Source organism: Pseudomonas sp. P2S-1, from assembly GCF_057197725.1.
Genome location: NZ_CM170068.1, coordinates 2,915,650 through 2,934,280 on the forward strand (window position 1 = coordinate 2,915,650; position 18,631 = coordinate 2,934,280).

19 protein-coding genes are annotated in these 18,631 nt (G+C 55.0%); 2 read left to right on the top strand and 17 right to left on the bottom strand.

Going from position 1 to position 18,631, the window contains the following annotated elements:
* Positions 1–132 precede the first annotated feature (132 nt).
* Positions 133–1,137 carry an NADP-dependent oxidoreductase gene (locus AC2CQI_RS12765; protein ID WP_484580353.1) on the top strand — a complete coding sequence of 335 codons (1,005 nt, stop codon included), beginning with the start codon at positions 133–135 and terminating at the stop codon, positions 1,135–1,137.
* A gap of 93 nt (positions 1,138–1,230) precedes the next feature.
* Here the strand turns inward: AC2CQI_RS12765 and pyrF are convergent, their stop codons facing one another.
* Positions 1,231–1,932, bottom strand: a complete 702-nt coding sequence (gene pyrF, locus AC2CQI_RS12770; protein ID WP_186656029.1) for an orotidine-5'-phosphate decarboxylase — start codon at positions 1,930–1,932, stop codon at positions 1,231–1,233.
* A 175-nt stretch (positions 1,933–2,107) separates the two neighbouring features.
* Between pyrF and AC2CQI_RS12775 the strand changes: the two genes are divergently transcribed.
* Positions 2,108–2,275 carry a DUF2897 family protein gene (locus AC2CQI_RS12775; RefSeq protein WP_075803811.1) on the top strand — a complete coding sequence of 56 codons (168 nt, stop codon included), beginning with the start codon at positions 2,108–2,110 and terminating at the stop codon, positions 2,273–2,275.
* A gap of 54 nt (positions 2,276–2,329) precedes the next feature.
* Here the strand turns inward: AC2CQI_RS12775 and AC2CQI_RS12780 are convergent, their stop codons facing one another.
* The 16 genes from AC2CQI_RS12780 to ihfB all read right to left on the bottom strand — a co-directional run bounded on the left by AC2CQI_RS12780 (position 2,330) and on the right by ihfB (position 18,529).
* On the bottom strand, positions 2,330–2,647 hold the full coding sequence (locus AC2CQI_RS12780; RefSeq protein WP_075803810.1) for a ComEA family DNA-binding protein: 318 nt from the start codon (positions 2,645–2,647) through the stop codon (positions 2,330–2,332).
* A gap of 162 nt (positions 2,648–2,809) precedes the next feature.
* On the bottom strand, positions 2,810–4,804 hold the full coding sequence (locus tag AC2CQI_RS12785) for a polysaccharide biosynthesis protein (protein ID WP_484580354.1): 1,995 nt from the start codon (positions 4,802–4,804) through the stop codon (positions 2,810–2,812).
* Positions 4,805–5,088: 284 nt separating this feature from the next.
* Positions 5,089–6,264, bottom strand: a complete 1,176-nt coding sequence (locus AC2CQI_RS12790; RefSeq protein ID WP_484580355.1) for a DegT/DnrJ/EryC1/StrS family aminotransferase — start codon at positions 6,262–6,264, stop codon at positions 5,089–5,091.
* Positions 6,265–6,319: 55 nt separating this feature from the next.
* Positions 6,320–6,937 carry an acetyltransferase gene (locus tag AC2CQI_RS12795; protein WP_484580356.1) on the bottom strand — a complete coding sequence of 206 codons (618 nt, stop codon included), beginning with the start codon at positions 6,935–6,937 and terminating at the stop codon, positions 6,320–6,322.
* The gene (locus AC2CQI_RS12800; RefSeq protein ID WP_484580357.1) at positions 6,934–7,527 is read right to left on the bottom strand and encodes a sugar transferase; all 594 of its coding nucleotides are present in this window, start codon (positions 7,525–7,527) and stop codon (positions 6,934–6,936) included. The genes AC2CQI_RS12795 and AC2CQI_RS12800 overlap by 4 nt, the downstream gene beginning before the upstream one ends.
* Before the next feature lie 43 nt (positions 7,528–7,570).
* Complete coding sequence (locus tag AC2CQI_RS12805; protein WP_484580358.1) at positions 7,571–8,710, bottom strand: glycosyltransferase family 4 protein; 1,140 nt, start codon at positions 8,708–8,710, stop codon at positions 7,571–7,573.
* A 10-nt stretch (positions 8,711–8,720) separates the two neighbouring features.
* Entirely contained in the window at positions 8,721–9,686 is a 966-nt protein-coding gene (locus tag AC2CQI_RS12810) for an NAD-dependent epimerase/dehydratase family protein (protein ID WP_484580359.1), read from the bottom strand.
* Between the two features lie 46 nt (positions 9,687–9,732).
* Positions 9,733–10,818: a hypothetical protein gene (locus AC2CQI_RS12815; protein ID WP_484580360.1), complete on the bottom strand. Its 1,086-nt coding sequence runs from the start codon at positions 10,816–10,818 to the stop codon at positions 9,733–9,735.
* The gene (locus tag AC2CQI_RS12820; RefSeq protein ID WP_484580361.1) at positions 10,815–11,894 is read right to left on the bottom strand and encodes a glycosyltransferase family protein; all 1,080 of its coding nucleotides are present in this window, start codon (positions 11,892–11,894) and stop codon (positions 10,815–10,817) included. The genes AC2CQI_RS12815 and AC2CQI_RS12820 overlap by 4 nt, the downstream gene beginning before the upstream one ends.
* Positions 11,895–11,953: 59 nt before the next feature.
* Positions 11,954–13,243 (bottom strand): O-antigen translocase, encoded by a 1,290-nt coding sequence (locus tag AC2CQI_RS12825; protein ID WP_484580362.1) that lies wholly within the window; start codon positions 13,241–13,243, stop codon positions 11,954–11,956.
* Complete coding sequence (locus AC2CQI_RS12830) at positions 13,240–14,370, bottom strand: DegT/DnrJ/EryC1/StrS family aminotransferase (RefSeq protein WP_075803804.1); 1,131 nt, start codon at positions 14,368–14,370, stop codon at positions 13,240–13,242. Before AC2CQI_RS12830 ends, AC2CQI_RS12825 begins: the two co-directional genes overlap by 4 nt.
* A 122-nt stretch (positions 14,371–14,492) precedes the next feature.
* Positions 14,493–14,897, bottom strand: coding sequence for a sugar 3,4-ketoisomerase (locus AC2CQI_RS12835; protein WP_075803803.1), 405 nt, complete (start codon positions 14,895–14,897; stop codon positions 14,493–14,495).
* A gap of 353 nt (positions 14,898–15,250) precedes the next feature.
* Positions 15,251–16,654: a Wzz/FepE/Etk N-terminal domain-containing protein gene (locus AC2CQI_RS12840; protein ID WP_484580363.1), complete on the bottom strand. Its 1,404-nt coding sequence runs from the start codon at positions 16,652–16,654 to the stop codon at positions 15,251–15,253.
* A 145-nt stretch (positions 16,655–16,799) separates the two neighbouring features.
* Positions 16,800–17,843, bottom strand: coding sequence for a Wzz/FepE/Etk N-terminal domain-containing protein (locus AC2CQI_RS12845; RefSeq protein ID WP_484580364.1), 1,044 nt, complete (start codon positions 17,841–17,843; stop codon positions 16,800–16,802).
* Positions 17,844–17,978: 135 nt separating this feature from the next.
* Complete coding sequence (locus tag AC2CQI_RS12850) at positions 17,979–18,212, bottom strand: lipopolysaccharide assembly protein LapA domain-containing protein (RefSeq protein WP_484580365.1); 234 nt, start codon at positions 18,210–18,212, stop codon at positions 17,979–17,981.
* A 23-nt stretch (positions 18,213–18,235) separates the two neighbouring features.
* Positions 18,236–18,529, bottom strand: coding sequence for an integration host factor subunit beta (gene ihfB, locus AC2CQI_RS12855; RefSeq protein WP_075803799.1), 294 nt, complete (start codon positions 18,527–18,529; stop codon positions 18,236–18,238).
* Positions 18,530–18,631: the final 102 nt, after the last annotated feature.

The following is an 18,631-nucleotide window of genomic DNA, read 5'->3' on the forward strand; positions in this document are numbered from 1 at the left end:
CGAAGCGATGATTATCTACGCCCTGGTTTATCATCCCGCTGGATAGTCGGATATTCGTGGCTCAGGACGAACTTGCCGAACGGGCAGCGAACGTCTATCACAAGACTTTTGCCCAACCTTCGCGAGGCTTCCATGACTGCCCAGACCAACCGCCGCTTCCTGCTCGCCAAACGCCCGGTGGGCGCCGTGACCCGGGACGATTTCAGCTTCGAACAGGTACCGGTGGGCGAACCCGCCGACGGCCAGATACTGGTGAAAAACCTCTACCTGTCGCTCGACCCGGCCATGCGTGGCTGGATGAACGAAGGCAAGTCCTATATCCCGCCGGTCGGCCTGGGCCAGGTGATGCGCGCGCTGGGCGTCGGCGAAGTGATCGCCTCGCGCAATCCCAAGTTCGCCGTGGGCGACCACGTCAATGGCGCGTTGGGCGTGCAGGACTACTTCCTCGGCGAACCGCAAGGCTTCTATAAGATCGACCCGAAGCTGGTGCCGCTGCCGCGCTATCTCTCCGCGCTAGGCATGACCGGCATGACCGCCTACTTCGCCCTGCTCGAAGTCGGCGCGCCGAAGGAAGGCGAGACCGTGGTGATCTCCGGTGCCGCCGGGGCGGTGGGCAGCATTGCCGGGCAGATCGCGAAGATCAAAGGTTGCCGCGTGGTGGGTATCGCCGGTGGTGCGCAGAAGTGCCAGTACCTGAAGGATGAACTGGGCTTCGACGGGGTCATCGACTACAAGGCCGAGGACGTGCTCGAAGGCCTCAAGCGCGAGTGCCCGAACGGTGTGGACGTGTACTTCGACAACGTCGGCGGCGACATCCTCGATGCCGTGCTCAGCCGCCTGAATTTCAAGGCGCGGGTGGTGATCTGCGGCGCGATCAGCCAGTACAACAACAAGCAGGCGGTGAAGGGGCCAGCCAACTACCTTGCGCTGTTGGTCAACCGCGCGCGCATGGAAGGTTTCGTGGTGATGGACCATGTCGCGCAGTATGGCGCAGCGGGTCAGGAGGTCGCCGGCTGGCTGGCCAGCGGCAAGCTGAAGAGCAAGGAGGATGTGGTCGAGGGGCTGGAGACCTTCCCCGAGACGCTGCTGAAGCTGTTCAGCGGGGAGAACTTCGGCAAGCTGGTGCTGAAGGTCTGAGAACAGCGGGAAGCTTCAAGCTTTAAGCAGCAAGAAAGAGCGGCCGGAGTGATGACCGCTTTTACTTGCCGCTTGCAGCTTATGGCTTATAAATCAACCGCGGATTTCCGCGACCACCGCCGCCAGCGCCTTGGCCGGGTCAGCGGCCTGGCTGATCGGGCGACCGATCACCAGGTAGTCGGAGCCGGCATCCAGCGCCTGGCGCGGAGTAAGGATGCGGCGCTGGTCGTCCTGGGCGCTGCCCGCCGGACGAATGCCCGGGGTCACCAGTTGCAGCGACGGGTGCGCGGCCTTGAGGGCCGGGGCTTCGAGGGCCGAGCAGACAAGGCCGTCCATCCCGGCTTTTTCCGCCAGCGCGGCCAGGCGCAGGACCTGCTCCTGCGGCTCGATGTCCAGGCCGATGCCGGCCAGGTCCTCACGCTCCATGCTGGTCAGCACGGTTACGCCGATCAGCAGCGGCTGCGGACCGCTGCGCTTGGCCAGCTCTTCGCGGCAGGCAGACATCATGCGCAGGCCGCCGGAGCAATGCACGTTGACCATCCACACGCCCATCTCGGCCGCAGCCTTGACCGCCATCGCCGTGGTGTTGGGGATGTCGTGGAATTTCAGGTCGAGGAAGACCTCGAAACCCTTGCTGCACAGGGTTTCGACGATACCGGAAGCGCTGCTGGTGAACAGCTCCTTGCCGACCTTCACCCGGCACAGCGCAGGGTCCAGCTGATCGGCCAGCTTCAGGGCGGCGTCACGGGTGGGAAAATCCAGGGCGACAATCAGGGGCGTCTGGCAGGCGGACATGGGCAGGGTCTCTTGGCAAGTCGAAAACGGCGCGCATTGTAAACGATGCGAAGGCGCAGCGGGGGCCGGTGATCGTGAATCAGGCTTGAATGCCGCAGCCTATAATTGAACCATCTGCGCCAAGTTTTACTCGATATTACAGATACGGACTCATTGCCGTATGAAGGAGAACGTCATGCCCTGGTATGCCTGGTTGATTCTGTTGGTGGCGCTCGGTTCGATCGTCGGTGGCCTGATGATGCTCAGGGACACCGCGAAGAAGCTGCCGTTGACGGACGAGCAGTTGAGAAAGATCCATGAGCGCAATGCGGAGATGGATGCGAAGGAGGCGCGGGATCGTTAGCGACTATCGCTGAAAAGGCCGATCGACAGGATCGGCCTTTCATCTCTGCTGACCTCAGTTCACGGTCAGCTTGTCCCGGTTGCGATCCAGCAAGGCTTTACCGATTCCCTTTATCTCCAGCAGTTCGTCAATCGAGGCAAAGTCACCGTGCTCCTCGCGATAGGCCACGATGGCCTCTGCCTTGCTCTTGCCGATACCGCTCAACTGGCTTTGCAAGGCCATGGCGTCTGCCTTGTTCAGGTCGAGCCTGGCTGACTCGGCTTGCGCAGAAGTCACGCCTGCAGATGCCGGATTGCCTGGCGCCGCATTCAGTGGCAGGGAAAGGATGCCGAACAGGGCGATCAGGAGTGAGGCGAGATAGGTTTTGCGCATGGGTGAAGCTCCTTGGGTTTGAATGACGGTGGCAGCGTTTCCTTGGCCGCCTTTCAAACCTAGTCGTTCACCGTACAGGGTCAAATATGCATTCTTTACCAAATCTGAATGACCCAATTGCAAAAAGGCCGCTCAGCGAGCGGCCTTTTTACTGCTTCGATGTCAGGGCTCAAGACGGCGCTGCTGGTAGATCCAGTCAACAATCTCGTTGTCAGGCGTATAGCCACTCACTGTCTCGCGCAACAACTGGCGCACTGCGGCATAATCATCCTCATGCACCGCTGCCAATAGGCTAGACAGACGCCCCTTGAGGACACCCCACTCGAGGAAGTCTTCGTTGGCGCTCATGATCATGGAGTGTTGGGTAGCCACCACGTTGTCACCGATAAGCAGCTCTTCGTACAGCTTCTCACCAGGACGTAAACCAGTGAACTCTATGGCAATGTCGCCATGGGGGTTCCTTTCCGAACGCACGCTGAGGCCTGACAGGTGAATCATTTTCTCAGCCAGTTCGACAATGCGTACGGGCTCTCCCATATCGAGAACAAACACATCGCCACCCAGCCCCATGGAGCCCGCCTGGATCACCAACTGCGCAGCCTCGGGAATGGTCATGAAGTAGCGAGTGATCTTTGGATGGGTGACGGTCAGTGGACCGCCTCCGGTGATCTGCTTGTGGAAAAGCGGGATCACCGAGCCTGAGGATCCCAGGACGTTACCGAAGCGCACCATGGTGAAGCGGGTCTTGTTCACGTAGGAAACGTTACTATCGTCACCAAACAGGACCGGAGCCTGTTCGCGGCTCAGTGCCTGCAACGTCATCTCGGCCAGACGTTTGGTACTTCCCATCACATTAGTCGGGCGCACAGCTTTGTCCGTAGAGATCAGGACAAAGTTTGCAACACCGGCCTGGAGCGCGGCCTGGGCAGTGTTCAAGGTACCGACCACATTGTTCAACACGCCCTCGGCAATGTTGTGTTCCACCATCGGTACATGCTTGTAAGCTGCCGCGTGGTAAACGGTATCGACGCGCCAGGTTTTCATGACGTCCAGCAGCTGGCCCTGGTTGCGGATACTCCCGAGAATAGGCAGTACCCGTACGGGCAGCGCCTCACGCGCCACTCGCTGTTCCAGCTCGCTGAGGATGCTGTACAGGTTGAACTCGCTGTGTTCAAACAAGAGCAGTGTCGTCGGCTGGAGCGAGAGGATCTGACGGCACAGTTCCGAACCGATCGAGCCTCCTGCTCCCGTGACCAGAACCGTCTGGTCGGATATGCAGCGCTCGAGCAACTCGCACTGGGCCGGAACAGCATCACGACCAAGCAGGTCGGCAATATCGACTTCCTGGATGTCATCGACCTTGACCCGGCCACTGGCCAGGTCCATAACGCTCGGCACACTGCGGACATGGAGCGGGAATCCCTCGAGATAGCCGAGAATCTCACGACGACGACCGCGGGAAGCCGAAGGAATTGCGAGCAGGATCTCCTGCGCGCCGGTGATGTCGATCATTTTCTGAATGCTGGAGGACTTGAATACCTGCAGCCCGGAGATGACGCGATCGGCAATGCCGCTATCATCATCGATGAAAGCGACAGGACGCATCACGCGCCCCATGCGCAGTGCGGCAACCAGCTGGTTGCCTGCGGCCCCTGCGCCATAGACGGCGACCTTGACGAGACCATCGTCCCGACCGACGAAGGGAACATGGCGTGCAGCTGCAAACCAGTCGCCCAGGAAATATTGGCGCATCGCCAGACGCAGCCCGCCTATGGTGACCAGGCTCAACCACCAGTAGTTGAAAATGATCGAGCGCGGAACGATGGCCTGGGTATTCGCACGCCAGAAGATCAAGGCCGCGAGAATCAACGATGACAGACTCACCGCCTTGATGATCGTAATGAGTGCGTCATTGCCAAAATAACGCATTACCGCACGATACATACCGAAGCGAATAAACAAGGGGATAGCGACCAGCGGTGCACTTGCGAACAGCCACAGGTGATCGCGAACCGGGCTCTCCATCTCATCGATACCGAGGCGGACAGCAAATGCGAGCCAGAGAGCAATCCAGATCAATATCACATCAACTGCAATTTGCAGTAATCGTTTCCGTCGACGTGGCAAGCTGAGCAGTCTAGTGCGAACCTTGTCCATAACGCTCTCAAACACCTTACGCTTCTCCTGCTTTTCAAGCCGGCGCCAACTTGGATAGATTGGCACTCTGACATGACTTAATTCTCGAGCGCTACGCTCGTTTCTATCAACGGCGCAATTTAACACAAATCGAAACTAGCGCCCGAAAAAGATCATGCGCTCACTCTGCTGTAATCAGAACAAGGCGGAACGGACGAAGGGGTCCTGAGGTCAGAAATCCGTGTAAGTCAGTATATTGCAGCCAATCATCCCGGCGAGGACAACTCCTCGCCGGGAAATTGGCGCTAGTGCGTCGCGGCCAGCAAAACACTGCGAAGAGCCTGACAAGTCTTGTCAATTTCTTCTTCGGTAAGGGTTGGATGAATTAGAAACATGAGGCTGGTGTCACCCAAGGTCCTGGCGACGGGGAGACGTTTTGCAGGCCTCCAGCCAGTGTCGTCAAAAGCCTTTTCCAGATAGACCTCGGAGCACGATCCGGAGAAGCAAGGAACACCTAACGCATTGATCTCGCTGGCGATACGATCCCGATCCCAGCCTTGGCTCAGAGCTTCTGGCTCTACGAAGACGTAGCATTTGTATGCCGCATGCACGATGTCCGCAGGTACGACAGGCACCCGCAGACCTTGGAGGTCACGGGCAACAGCCCAGATGCGCTGTGCATTGGCGAGACGTGTGGCCTGCCAGGCCGACATCCTGCCGAGCTGGATGCGCCCGATGGCCGCCTGGGTTTCGATCATCCGCCAGTTGGTGCCGAAACTGTCATGAAGCCACCTGAAACCTGGAGGATGCTGCTTGCTATAAACCGACTCCCAGCTCTTCCCGTGGTCCTTATAGGACCACATGGCGGACCACAAGGCTCGGTCGTTGGTTGTAACCATGCCACCTTCACCGCCAGTGGTCATGATCTTGTCCTGACAGAACGACCAGGCGCCGACGTGTCCAATGGAACCCACGGACCGTCCTTTGTATCGCGCACCATGGGCCTGGGCGCAATCCTCGATGACCTTCAGGTCATGCGCGCGGGCGATGTCCATGATCGGATCCATATCGCACGGCCAGCCAGCGAGATGGACACAGATGATGGCACGCGTTCGTTCAGTCATCACTGCACGAATGGACTCAGGAGTAATGTTTTGAGTGGATTCGTCAACATCGGCAAAGACGGGAACAGCACCGGCATTCACGATAGAGGAAACGGAAGCAAGGAATGTTCTCGAGGTAACGATTACTTCGTCACCGGCACCAATGTCCAAGGCTTTCAAAGCCAGGTCAAGTGCAACGGTACCGTTCGCTACAGCAACGGCGTATTCACATTCCGACCATGCCGCAAACTCGGCTTCAAACTGTCGGCATTCCTGCCCTGTCCAGTAATTCACCTTGTTGGACAGAATCACGTCCCGCACCGCGTCAGCTTCTTCTTCGGAAAAAGACGGCCAGGGCGAAAATGGCGTATTTAACATCTTGTTTACCCGTTAACTTATCGCATGAATGACTAGAGTACTTTCCTGCTGCGCACTATAGGGGACGTGCAGGAACACCCACAACGGTAATCCCATCGGCAACGTCGCCGACCACGGCAGCTCCGGCGCCGACGACTACACCCGCACCAATCTTTACCAGTTGGCGAACGCTCGCCCCGATACCAATCCAAGCGTGCTGACCGACCTCCACTCCGCCGGCGAGATTCGCCCCAGGACTCACATGCACGAAATCACCCAGCGAGCAATCGTGATCCACGCTGCTTGAAGTGTTCAATATCACACCACGACCTACAACCGTACTGACGTTGATCACAGCCCCTGCCATTACCACGCTGCCTGTTCCGACCACTGCATGACGACTGACGATGGCATGCGGATGCACCAGCGATATGAGGCGGGCTCCCGCCTCCATCAGCATCTGCATTTTTTCGTGGCGGATCCTGTTGTTGCCTATTCCGACGATCACGCCATCGAACTCGTGGAGTCTCGCGAGCAACGATTCGGTATTGCCGATAATTGGCCAAACGCCATTGAGGGAGCGGGCTGGCCAGGCATCATCAAAGAACGCCAGTTCTTGCCAACCACAACACTCTGCAATGTCAGCAACCACTTTTCCGTGTCCGCTGGCGCCCAGAATAGCCAGGCGACTCACGAGCGGTTACCGGTGAATCTGGACATGGTCGCCTCACCCGCCGCGCTGATCCCATCTCGCTTGACGACTTTCGACGCTGTCATGAACAGTATCCTGATATCCAACATCAAAGAACGATTGTCGACATACCAGACATCCAGCTTGAATTTTTCTTCCCAGCTCAAGGCATTTCTCCCGTTTACCTGAGCCCAGCCCGTCACACCGGGACGCACTTCGTGCCGGCGATACTGTTCAGCGGAGTAGAGCGGCAAATACTCCATAAGCAAAGGGCGCGGCCCCACCAAACTCATGTCGCCCTTCAGTACATTCCACAGCCCGGGTAACTCGTCCAGGCTGGAGGCACGCAGAAAAGAACCAAAAGGCGTCATCCGCTCGGCGTCCGGCAGTGGCGTGCCGTGCTCGTCCACTGCATCACGCATACTTCGAAACTTGATCATTTCGAACGGCTTTCCGTTTTTCCCTGGACGAGTCTGGCGGAACAATACTGGCGAACCGAGGTTCTTTCTTATCTTCCACGCCACAATCGCGATGACTGGGGAAAGGACAAGCAATGCAGCCAGGGAAACGATGATATCGAGAAGACGTTTCATGTCATTTTCAATCCAAGCAGGGGCCCAAAGGCCTTTTTCACGTTCATTTAAGGCGTTTTCGGATGAACGCGACCATTTCGTTCACGATAACATCCTGGGAAAATTCCGAATGCGCTCGCTCATGAGCCTGCCTTGAAAGCCGGGCCCTGAGATGTTCGTCGAAATACATCTTTTTCAGCGCTTCGATCATTTCAGCAAGGTTACCGGGCTCGTGAAAAATGCCGGTCATATCCCGCTGAACGGCGTCGCTGAGTCCATAGATGTGCGACGCTATTGCCGGCAGGCCCACGCCCGCAGCTTGGATAGTGGCAAGACTGAAGCCTTCGCGGTAACTCGGGATGCAGAACACGTCAGCCGCAGCCATATAGCCCTCCGGATCGTAGGTGTAACCTACGCGGTGGACACGCGATTTGAAAGGCTCGAGCATCCGTAGCAAATCGCCCTCGACTCCGTCCTCATCCGGTCCGATGACCAGTAAATGAGCATTTGGCATTTCCCGCGCGACGTCACTGAAAGCACGGCCCAACTCCAATATTCCTTTTACATGGGTCAGACGTGCCATGAACAGGAAGACCACGGCGTCCCCGATAATGCCCAGTTCCTGCCGATATTTTAGCCGCGCGAGGGCATCAGGCTTGAAGCGACTGATATCCACGCCGCTGATAGAGCCTTTGCCCAGCACCGATATTTTCCGCGCATCGACTATCTTGTTGTCGATCAGAAATTGTCGCTGCGAAGGACTATCGGCGAGCACATCAGTGGCGCTCCATGCCAGTACCTTGTCAAGAAACTTGAGACCGGCCCTGACGATGCCTGACTTGGTAAACCAGACCTGGCCAGTAAACATGTGAATTCTATGCGGAACCCTGGCTACAAAGGCCGCAACCATGGAGAGCAGACCGGATTTGGGCATGATCGAGAAAACACAATCGAAGCGCTCTTTGCGAAACATTCGGTAAACTTGCCAGAGCGAAATAACGTCACTCAGAAGGGACACTTTTCTCTGGATAGGCAGCGGGACAAATCTGACGTTCTCGCTAAACAGGTTCTCCATTTCAGAGCGTTCAGCGTTGGCCATCAGCGTAATATCATAATAGCTTGATAGCGCGCGGATATGCTCCAGCATGAAAACGCGCAGGGCTACGGGAACCGTAGCGACTATACAGATCTTCTTCTTGGTCATCCTGCCGGCCTCATCCTTGACTCGATCGTTCGTTCTGTTCACCCGCCAAAATGGCAGGTACGCTCTGCGGAATATCGTGCAAGAACCTGAAATCCAGTCGCTCGCCGATATGACGGCTATCGAAGCCTCCCGTTTTAGTAAGCGCATCGACACGCTCACTGGTCAGCGGCAGGCGGATGCTGGACGGAATCACTCCCAGTAGCAGGCGCAGCAACTTCTCAGGAACGCCAAAGACGGGTTCGGAAACTCCCGCCCACGCAGCGATAGCCTGTATGACCTTCTGTTGCAGGCAATCCGCAGAAAGGATAAATGTTTCTCCGGCAGCGCGAGGGTCACGCCCACAGGCAATCAAGGCGCGCACGACATCATCGACATGGACGTAGGTGAACGTGTTGATCGTCCTGTTGCCTATGTAGAAGAACATTTTCTTCCTGACCATCATGGCAAGCTGAAAGAACGATCGATTGGGCATGCTCGCACCCACGACAATCGACGGCCGTACCAAAGTACAGGTGAACAGCGGTTCACTTTGCGCCAGGGCCAGGACCATCTCATCGGCAATGGTTTTGGTCACTTCATACTCACCAGCAGGCTCTGGTTGGAATGACTCGTCGACAATTGCTCTGTCGCTTTGCTTGCCATAAGCGCCGGTACTGCTGAGTTGAACCCAATGCACGGGTTTGCCGTCGCGTCGGATTCTCCGTTGCACGGCTGCCAGAAGATTTGCCGTTCCCCTGACATGCAACGAATACATGAGCTTGGGGTTCTTGATCTCCCCCGCACAGTGATAAATGACCTCTGCATTCGCGACGAAATCATCCAGCGCGCCAGACGCTTCGGTCAGGTCACCCTTGATCACCGAATCGCCGTCGCCGGCGATTCTCGAGAGTCGAACAACTTTGTCACCGAGAGCGTCAAGCTCATCAGTGAGCAATCGTCCGATAAATCCGCTGGCACCAGTGATAGCTATATTCATGAGAGTCCTCATTAAACCTTGTACTCACAAGCAGGAAGAAAAAACGCTACCTGCCAGGCGAATCGCTATTCGCAGCGACCTGCTGAAGCGCCGATACCTTGAAGAAATAAGCTTTGCGCTGATAAACGATGGTACATGCAATGAGCACACCGACGTAGCTGTACATGCGCAAGCGCATTGCCGTGCCCAGGTTGTCGTTACCGAGCAACCAGATGATCGAGTAGATAATGGAGAAGACCACGATGAAGTCCACAAGGCTGTTGGAAAACCTGCGATTCCTCACCAGATAAAAGAATCCGAGACAGAAGGGCACGCTCTCTAGGGCGAATGCGATTACAGAACTCAGATTCGGATAGAAAAACCCAAAAAGTTGAGACAGCAGACTATTCATGAAGTCAGGTATGAATCGGGAAGCCGAGTCGAATTGAATGCCTAGATTCGTAGCACTCTGTACCTCGTTGAACAGGCTTCGATAGTTAAGCACGGGTCTCAGCGCCCCCGCGGCGAACAGAACATTCAAACCAATCAACATCGGCGCCACATGCCCCATGAGCGAGAACTTCGAAAACCTCACATAACGGAAGCAGAAAAATGCCAGCAAAAACGCGAACCCCAGATACCCACGAAACAAAAATAGTACCACAGCGACAACGACAACCATCAGGCTGCTGCCCAAGAGGCCGGCTGGCGAGCGGCTTTCGGTGAACGCCTTGATTCCGACCAATCCGACCAGAAACAGGAACACCATGAGGACATCGCGATAAATATCCAGCGTGTAATAAAAAAGTGTCGGATAGAAACTGACCACAATTGCCGCGATCACGCAAATCCGATTATTGGCAATTGAGCCACGCAACATGGACAGGCGGGTAACCAGCAGCGGAATGGCTATTACCCCCAACAACATCATTACGAAGCTGACACCCTCTCGTGAGTAAAGTCCCAGGTCATTGAGGGCACGTAAGAAATCCGGCCAGATGCTGGACGTCGGATAATTTGTTCCCCGCGCATAGGAATCGTAATAATCCGCATCGTTTCCGCCTCTAAATAAGCTCTGCGGGTTGAATACGTAGAAGGCAAAAAACATCACCTTGAAAAATACGATGATCGCGAGGAACAAGACGTAGATCACAGGAAGCGGCTCCAGTAATTTAGGTAAGCCTCCGCCACCTTGATCGGGGAGTGGTGCTTCACTACGAACTCGCGCGAGGCAATCGAGCGTTCGCCGATACTCTCGCGCTCATCCAGGATTTTTTCCAGTGCCTGGTCCAGCCCTGCCTGCTCACCCGGCAGGTTGTAGATAGGTGGCAACTCACCGCCGTACAGGATCGAAGACTCGGGCTCCGCGCCACCGGCAACGACTTTTCCTTGAGCCATGGAGTACAGCGCATTCATCGCCAAGCTATAGGAAAACACTTGATCCACTGAGACGTTGACCTTGGACAACAACGCCATGTATTGGTCGAACGGCATATGCCCTTTGATGCAGCACTCTACGTCGTTAGGGTATTTGGACTGCAGGCGGTCAAACGCCTTCTCTACCAGGAAGGTTCCTTTGAATCCTCGGCGATTCAAGCCATGAAAGAACACCAACTTGCCATCGGCTTCGCGGTTCTCGGCAAACGGAATTCTTTCTACCGAAATCGGAATGGGAACAGGCTCGGAAATTTTTTCCTTGTACCCCGCAGCACAAAAGGTGGAGTAATACTCGAACATGATCGGTATTACCCCATCGACACATTGCATATAGTCATGCATCGCCTTAAGGTGAGACTTGCCCCTCATATAATAAGGCTCGTTGCGATCGTATTTTTCGTGCCAAGGGATTGGACTATAGCGCATTGTTTCTTCGGAATACCTTACGAAGAACGGATCATCCCCCGACCCGGAGAGCGTAACCACTTTGTTATGCCGCTTCAGATATTTGGCGAAGAGAAGATTCAGATAAGGCAGGCGCGGAAATACATAAAAATTGATCAGGTGCACCACGTCGTATCCGCGAAACGCCTTCATCTTTAAGAAAGGCAGGATCAATTGACGTGCTTTATAACTGTAGATATTAGAGCCGTATCCAAGGTTGATATCGGCTTCGAATTTCTTCCAGAAATCGCTGGCAGCGGCCAGCGTCACCTCATGCCCCAAGGCGGTGAGCGCACCTTTCAATTCCTTATGCAAGCCACTGTACTCACCAATGAGCAATATCTTCACGCTTTAATACTCCCTGAAGCAATGGATGAAAGGACACCACCTGTCACGTCATTGCTGGACTAAGACTTTTCACCAGCGAATCGTTTATCGTCATCCGCCTTCAAAGAAAACACCTTGTGTCTCTTCAGCACTACGAAAACAAAAATAAAGTACAACAGGTAGTTCATGGCATGGGCCATGGTCGCCCCCACCGCACCGTATTGATCAAACACAACGACCCAGCCATAGAACGACGCACCAAACAACAGTTCACCGATAATATAAGGCTTCCAGAGTGCTCGCGCGGTCATGACGTAGGCCAGTACCCAGCTCAAGACCTTTAGCGTGTCACCTATGATCTGCCAGAAAAAAAGATCTCGCATCTCATAGAATTCAGAACTGAACAGGATGACCACCACCCAGTCTCTCAGCGCATACAGGACGACGCCTATCACGATCGTTGCAGGAACAATGAACTTGTAGCCCAGCAGTACTTCCGACGTCAGTTCGCGAGCAGACTTGATCTCTGAAAATCGCGGCAGGAAATACACACTCAACGTCGTAGTCAGCACCATCAGGTAAGCGGTACTCAGACGCCAACTGGCCTCCCAGTATCCTGCCGCCACCCAACCATGATGCTCTCCAAGGTGGTTACGCACGAGAATCTGCGAGAGCGGCACTACAATCGCCGAGACCAGCGCCATCAAGGTGAACTTGCCCAGATTCAGCGCAGTCGTCTTGTCGATCCGGCCAAATAGAGAAGCGATACGGAACCAGGGCGCTTTGATGCAGAGGAGCAGGGTCACAAAAAACGCGAGAGACTGATAGATGGCCAACGCTACCAATGCGCCATAAAGTCCGAACATCACGGTCATGACCGCAGTCACGAGCAAGGCGAAAACACTGCCTGAAATGTTCGCCAGCACGTAACGGGGAATGTCCTTCTTGCCGTTCAGAATCGCCAGAAGCATGGCGTTCAGGGTAAACAGCAGCAGCGACGCAGCGAACCAGAGAAACACGCCGCCGTAAGCCTCATCCTTGAGGAACCAAGCTGCCAGACTCCGGTTGAACAGCGCGATCAAAAGCCCGACGACGACAGAGCTGGAAAATACGATGGTGCCCGCCGTAGACCAGACCCGGTGCTGCTTTTCTTCATCACCATCGTATTCAGCCGTGTACTTCGTCACGCCAGTATTGATCGCCCCGGAACCAAAGGTGGTGATCATCTGTACGGCATTCTGAAACTGACCCAATGCCGCGTAACCGGCCGGCCCCACGTAGACCGCCAGGATCTTGTTGATACCCAGCAAGGTGAGCAGTTTGAAAAGAACGGCTATGCCGTTTAACAAACTAGTCTTCAGAAATGTCATTTAACACTGGCCACGCTGAAGCTGTTGCAGGCAGCCACGACCTGCTCGGCCTCCTCGCCGGACAGCGTTGGCCCCATGGGCAAGCTGAGCACTTCTTCATGCAGACGCTCGGTCAACGGGAAAGACAGCGTGTTCCACTCCGCATACGCCTGTTGTTTATGTGGCGGAATCGGATAATGGATCAGCGTCTGTACACCGTTGTCCGACAGATGCTTCTGTAGCGCCTCACGATGTTCGCTGCGAATCACGAACAAGTGCCAAGCGTGCTGATGGTAATCAAGCACACTGCCGGCATCGACCACAGGTAGCTTGATCAGCGGATTATCGATGCCTTGCAGATACTGCTGTGCGATTTCCCGGCGACGCTGGGTTTGTTCGTCCAATGACTTCAGCTTGACACTCAACACGGCAGCCTGAAGTTCGTCGAGCCGACTGTTGACACCCTTGAAAAGATTCTTGTACTTCTCATGGGAGCCGTAATTACGCAGTGCCCGCAATGTTTCCGCCAGCTTGGCATCATTGGTGGTGATCGCCCCGCCATCACCCAAGGCTCCCAGGTTCTTCCCCGGATAGAAACTGAAGCCTGAGGCATCACCCCAGTTGCCCGCGCGACGACCGCCGATGGCGGCGCCGTGGGATTGTGCCGAGTCCTCCAGCAACAGCAGATTTTTGCGCTTCGCCAGGCTGCTCAATGCAGGCATGTCTGCCAATTGACCATAGAGATGCACCGCGAGGATAACCCGGGTCTTGTCGGTGATGGCCGCCTCGGCAGCTATTGGACACAGGTTGAAGCTTCCCTCGTTCGGCTCGACCAAAACCGGCACCAGTTGGTTCTGGCTGATTGCCAGAATGCTGGCAATATAGGTATTGGCTGGAACGATCACCTCATCACCTTCGACCAGCAAGCCAAGCTGCTTCCATGCTTGCAGAGTAAGGATCAGTGCGTCGAGCCCGTTGGCGACGCCAATGCAGAACTGCGTACCGCAAAACTCGGCGAATTCGCGCTCAAAGCTTGCGAGCTCCTTGCCGGAGATGTACCAGCCTGAATCAATTACACGAGTGCAGGCTTCAATCATTGCCTCGCGATCGAGTTTGTTAATTGATTTCAAATCGAGGAATTCAACCATGGGATACCATCCTGATAACTTTTCCGGTTTTCCTGGGCAAGGATCAATCGCCAGGGAGCGCGTCGACAAGTGCCCGCACCGGGTACTTGATGAGCGCATGTAGAGGGGACGACGCCAGTTCCTCAGGCACTGCCAACGGCCTGCAGGAACTGCTCGTAACTGCGAATGTAATCGCTCTCATCGTAGTAGTCGTTGGCCAGGACCAGCAGAACGCAGTCCTCGGTAAAATCGTGCATCTCGTGCCAGACCATCTTGCCGACATGCAGCACTTTGGCCGGAGAGTCCAGTATGACCTCCTCCGAACGACGGCCATCATCCATGATCATGCGGCAGCTCCCGGCGACGCAGACTGCCATTTGCTCCAGTTCCTTGTGGGCATGGAAACCGCGTGCGACGCCTGGCTGGGTGCCGGTGAGGTAGTAGACACGTCGGATATCGAACGGAATATTCCTGTTCGCCTCAAGAACGTTCAGGTGACCACGCTCATCGCCGAGAATCTGAACTTCAACAAGATTAATCAGATTCATTTTTCCGCCCCAGCTTCCATCCTGGCAACCTCTGCTTGATAATCATTTACATTCCACACATTCTGCTTCCCTACGCCTTGGGGGCTAATCCGTTCCAATGCTAGCCGCGTCCATTGGATGGCGGGCGCGCCCGAGATATAAGTACAGCCTTGATGGAAGTCATACCGCAATGCGTCTGAAATACGGCGAGCCGTATAGACATTGATGTCATACGGCCACGCCTCAGCATGTTTGAGCTGGCCAGAAAACCAGGCCGTTACCTATAGGCCTGTCGATTTATGGCCGCAGGGATTATACGTATCTAACCCACCGAGCGCATTGTAAAAACGCAGCCCACCAGGGCAAACGCGCACTCACTCGATCCTTACCGTTTCCGCCGGACGCAAGAGCGGGTCCTGAGCCTCCAGCACTCGAGGAGGAGCAGACCTGAGGGAGCGGATTCGCATGTACTGGACCTGATAGCGAGCAAACGCGACCAGAAGCCCCAGCCCCAAGCCCACAATAAGACCTGCGAGTACGATCAAAGCGCGGCGCGGCTTGACCGGACTCTCCGACGGTAGCGCGCGCTGATCGATCGTAACCAGTTGTACCTGACTAAAATCGGTGCTCAAGCTCCGAAGGCGCGCAGCCTCCGCGTGCAAGGGCTGAACGTTGTCGAGGAACAGGTCCTCGCTGTGGCGCGCCTTCAGTCCCTCAACCTCTCGGTTGACCTGCAACATTTGCAGTTCCTTAGCGATTTCCGAGGTTCGCGATGTCACAAAGTCATCGGATTTGCGCGCGCGAAGTGTGGCCAGCTCTGCCTCCAGCGCATCGGTCCCCATAAAATACAGGGGCGCCTGCTGGCTGTTGACCTCAGTCTTGATGACACTACCCGAACCGGGCATCGCCTCCTCGGCCAATGAGGACTGCGTAGCAGGTTTCCTGATACCCAGACTACGAGCAATCGAGATGGCCTCATTCAAAACCGCGACGCGATCAGCGCGCAGCAACTTGAGCTGCACCCTCAACGCACTCAATTCGTCCTGAAGGCGAGCCCTCCTCACGTTATCAGCTTCGGTCAGCGCGGCGATCCTGGCTTCTTTGTCCATCTGATAGCTTGCACGGGCCGCATCGATCTTGCCCTGGATTTCGGCCAGTCGATTCTTGATCAACGCACTGACGTCAGCCGAGATATGCTTGCGCTCAACATCTATTACATAGTCGACGAACTTGTTGAGGATGAAGGCACCCTCCACCCCTTTCGGATAATCAAGGGTCAGACTGACAGCTCGGGCGAAGTCGGCAGCGTCCTTGTCCACATCAAGCGCATCCAAAGCCATGACGCTTCTGTTGAACGCATCAAAGCTCTGCTCGATCGATTGATTCGGGATAATATAAGGGGCAAACAGCTGCTGGTTATCACGGAAGAAGCTCAAACGCATCTCATACGAACCTAGCGAAGAAGCAATCCTCGCCAACGCAGCAGCGGGTGGGAGGGTGTAGACCTCCGACCGGTTAAGTGCATCGAGTTCGTTGATCGGTGCAGACTTCAGGATACTGTGGGCCTGAAAGATGGGTGTGCTGAGCATGGCGTAACCAACGGAGCAAGCCCCGGCCACTAGCATAAACCCTCCAACGATGAGTTTCTGCCTCCAGAGCGACTGGAATAGCGCCCAAAAGTCCAGCTCGTCCCCGGAGGGTCTGTCGGGTACCTCAAAATAGCCGCTCAATGTAATGCCCGCCTTCGAAAAATAGATTATTCGGACACACGCTCCCAAGCAGTAATTTTTCGAAGAAGATCAGGGCCGCCAGAATCCGTCCTTGAACTGTAATCCATGCTTGGGATCCCGTCGCATCCGAGTCCCTGCGGCAGTGTGACATCAATCCCTTGCATTTCAAGACTTGACAAAGCTGGCCAACTATCTATTTTCGGGCGATTTTAAACAGCCATCGACCCAGCGCAACTATCACACCCAAGACACAACCCAACAACAATCCGATCGCCAGAATCAATCCTACCTTTACCCGCACTGGCGTATCGGGAATTTCGATAGGCCCATCCTGGCGGTAGACAGATACATTCTCCGGCGCAACCTCAAAGCTGTTGAACAGACTGTATTTGACCTGCAGGGCGCGCAAACCAGGAATGAATGGATCATCCGACTGACGGCGCTGCAGATTCTCGATTTCGGCTCGCAGGGCACGAGAACCGCGCATATAGGTCAATTGCCCGCCCATATCCGCTGACACTTCTCCCCCCAGACCACCCGACAGGATCGGTGGATTCTCGAGACCAATGCTTTGCGCGATCTTCAAAGCCTCTTGCAACTGGATAACGAGATCCTCGCGAGATCTTTGCCCCCGCTCACGTAATGCCACAATTTGCTGATTCAAATTGCGAGCACGCACTTCCGCTTCACGTGAGGCGTTCTTGATAACTTCCTTCCTGGCAGTATCTTCTGCACTCTGGATGTAAAGGTGAACCCAATCGGAAATGACGGCAGGATCTTCGCCGCGGAGGGTCAACGAATATCCGTCAGGAGACGCCTTTGCATCCCCAGACACTACCAGGCTTTGTGAAAATTCAGAATACAGGCTGTCGAGCGGAGCTTTTCTTTCGGAATCACTCAATGACGGCAGGTAGTAGCGGGTAAAAAAATCACGCCTGAGGGACTCTGCCTGCAAATTGCGCAGAAAAACGTCATAAACATCTTTCACGCTGAAAGGTATCAACTCACTCTCGCGCGTCCGCCCATAGTTCAAGTCGGCAATGCCATTCTGCGTGGGGGGAAGCACAAATACCCTCGCTTCGTAGAGCGTCCGCTCTGAGAAAATATAACCTGCAGCCGCCAGCACCCCCAGGAAGGAAAACACCAAAATAATGATTTTTGAGCGCCACAATACCCAGACAACATCAAGAATATTGGCCTCCTGCTCTGAAAAAACCTTGCTGACGTCATTTTGCATCTATCAACTCATTCCCATCTCGGTTGGCATTTAATTATTATTAGTTATAGATTACTGAAACAAAATACTGATCAAACCCCTGAAAACAGCCAACCTCTACAACAAGCATTAACTGACTGCTATCAATCACGAAAATCAGTCAGACCGCACCCTGCCCTTGCGAAGCCGCAACCCCGCTAGAAAAACAGCGCCACTCAACGCCCCCAAAACAAACGCTAAAAGCACTAGCACTGATACAGGCAACACAGGGGAAGACCAACCAACAATCGCCAGACTGACTGGCTGCTGGTTTTCCAAGGCGAAAATAAAGGCTACAAGACCAACCACCAACGTCAGTACGACCAAGAAAAAACGGCTAAAGTTCCGCACAGGCTACTCCTTCCGTCGCACCATTAGTCATGAACCTCCTCCTCATTCACCCGATCCCGCAACTCCTTCCCCGGCTTGAAATGCGGCACGAACTTGCCATCAAGCTCCACGGACTGCCCGGTCTTCGGGTTACGCCCCACCCTAGGCGCACGATAATGCAGCGAGAAACTGCCAAACCCGCGGATCTCGATACGATCCCCCGTGGCCAGGCATTGGGACATCTGCTCAAGCATGGTCTTGATTGCCAGCTCCACGTCCTTGGACGAGAGCAACCCCTGATGGGTGACAATGCGTTCGATCAGCTCCGACTTCGTCATGTTTTTCCCTTCTGTATCAAGCAGCTAGGTCATTGCCTCCATTGGTTGTAGCACGGCTTGATGAATTTGAACAGTACGCTTCTTGACTTGCACGAAATCCCG

What these genes read in the sequence shown, in the direction of transcription:
- AC2CQI_RS12765 (WP_484580353.1), top strand. Translation starts at nt 133, where the DNA reads ATGACTGCCCAGACCAACCGCCGCTTCCTGCTCGCCAAACGCCCGGTG.
- pyrF (WP_186656029.1), bottom strand. Translation starts at nt 1,932, where the DNA reads ATGTCCGCCTGCCAGACGCCCCTGATTGTCGCCCTGGATTTTCCCACC.
- AC2CQI_RS12775 (WP_075803811.1), top strand. Translation starts at nt 2,108, where the DNA reads ATGCCCTGGTATGCCTGGTTGATTCTGTTGGTGGCGCTCGGTTCGATC.
- AC2CQI_RS12780 (WP_075803810.1), bottom strand. Translation starts at nt 2,647, where the DNA reads ATGCGCAAAACCTATCTCGCCTCACTCCTGATCGCCCTGTTCGGCATC.
- AC2CQI_RS12785 (WP_484580354.1), bottom strand. Translation starts at nt 4,804, where the DNA reads ATGGACAAGGTTCGCACTAGACTGCTCAGCTTGCCACGTCGACGGAAA.
- AC2CQI_RS12790 (WP_484580355.1), bottom strand. Translation starts at nt 6,264, where the DNA reads ATGTTAAATACGCCATTTTCGCCCTGGCCGTCTTTTTCCGAAGAAGAA.
- AC2CQI_RS12800 (WP_484580357.1), bottom strand. Translation starts at nt 7,527, where the DNA reads ATGAAACGTCTTCTCGATATCATCGTTTCCCTGGCTGCATTGCTTGTC.
- AC2CQI_RS12805 (WP_484580358.1), bottom strand. Translation starts at nt 8,710, where the DNA reads ATGACCAAGAAGAAGATCTGTATAGTCGCTACGGTTCCCGTAGCCCTG.
- AC2CQI_RS12810 (WP_484580359.1), bottom strand. Translation starts at nt 9,686, where the DNA reads ATGAATATAGCTATCACTGGTGCCAGCGGATTTATCGGACGATTGCTC.
- AC2CQI_RS12825 (WP_484580362.1), bottom strand. Translation starts at nt 13,243, where the DNA reads ATGACATTTCTGAAGACTAGTTTGTTAAACGGCATAGCCGTTCTTTTC.
- AC2CQI_RS12830 (WP_075803804.1), bottom strand. Translation starts at nt 14,370, where the DNA reads ATGGTTGAATTCCTCGATTTGAAATCAATTAACAAACTCGATCGCGAG.
- AC2CQI_RS12835 (WP_075803803.1), bottom strand. Translation starts at nt 14,897, where the DNA reads ATGAATCTGATTAATCTTGTTGAAGTTCAGATTCTCGGCGATGAGCGT.
- AC2CQI_RS12845 (WP_484580364.1), bottom strand. Translation starts at nt 17,843, where the DNA reads ATGCAAAATGACGTCAGCAAGGTTTTTTCAGAGCAGGAGGCCAATATT.
- ihfB (WP_075803799.1), bottom strand. Translation starts at nt 18,529, where the DNA reads ATGACGAAGTCGGAGCTGATCGAACGCATTGTCACCCATCAGGGGTTG.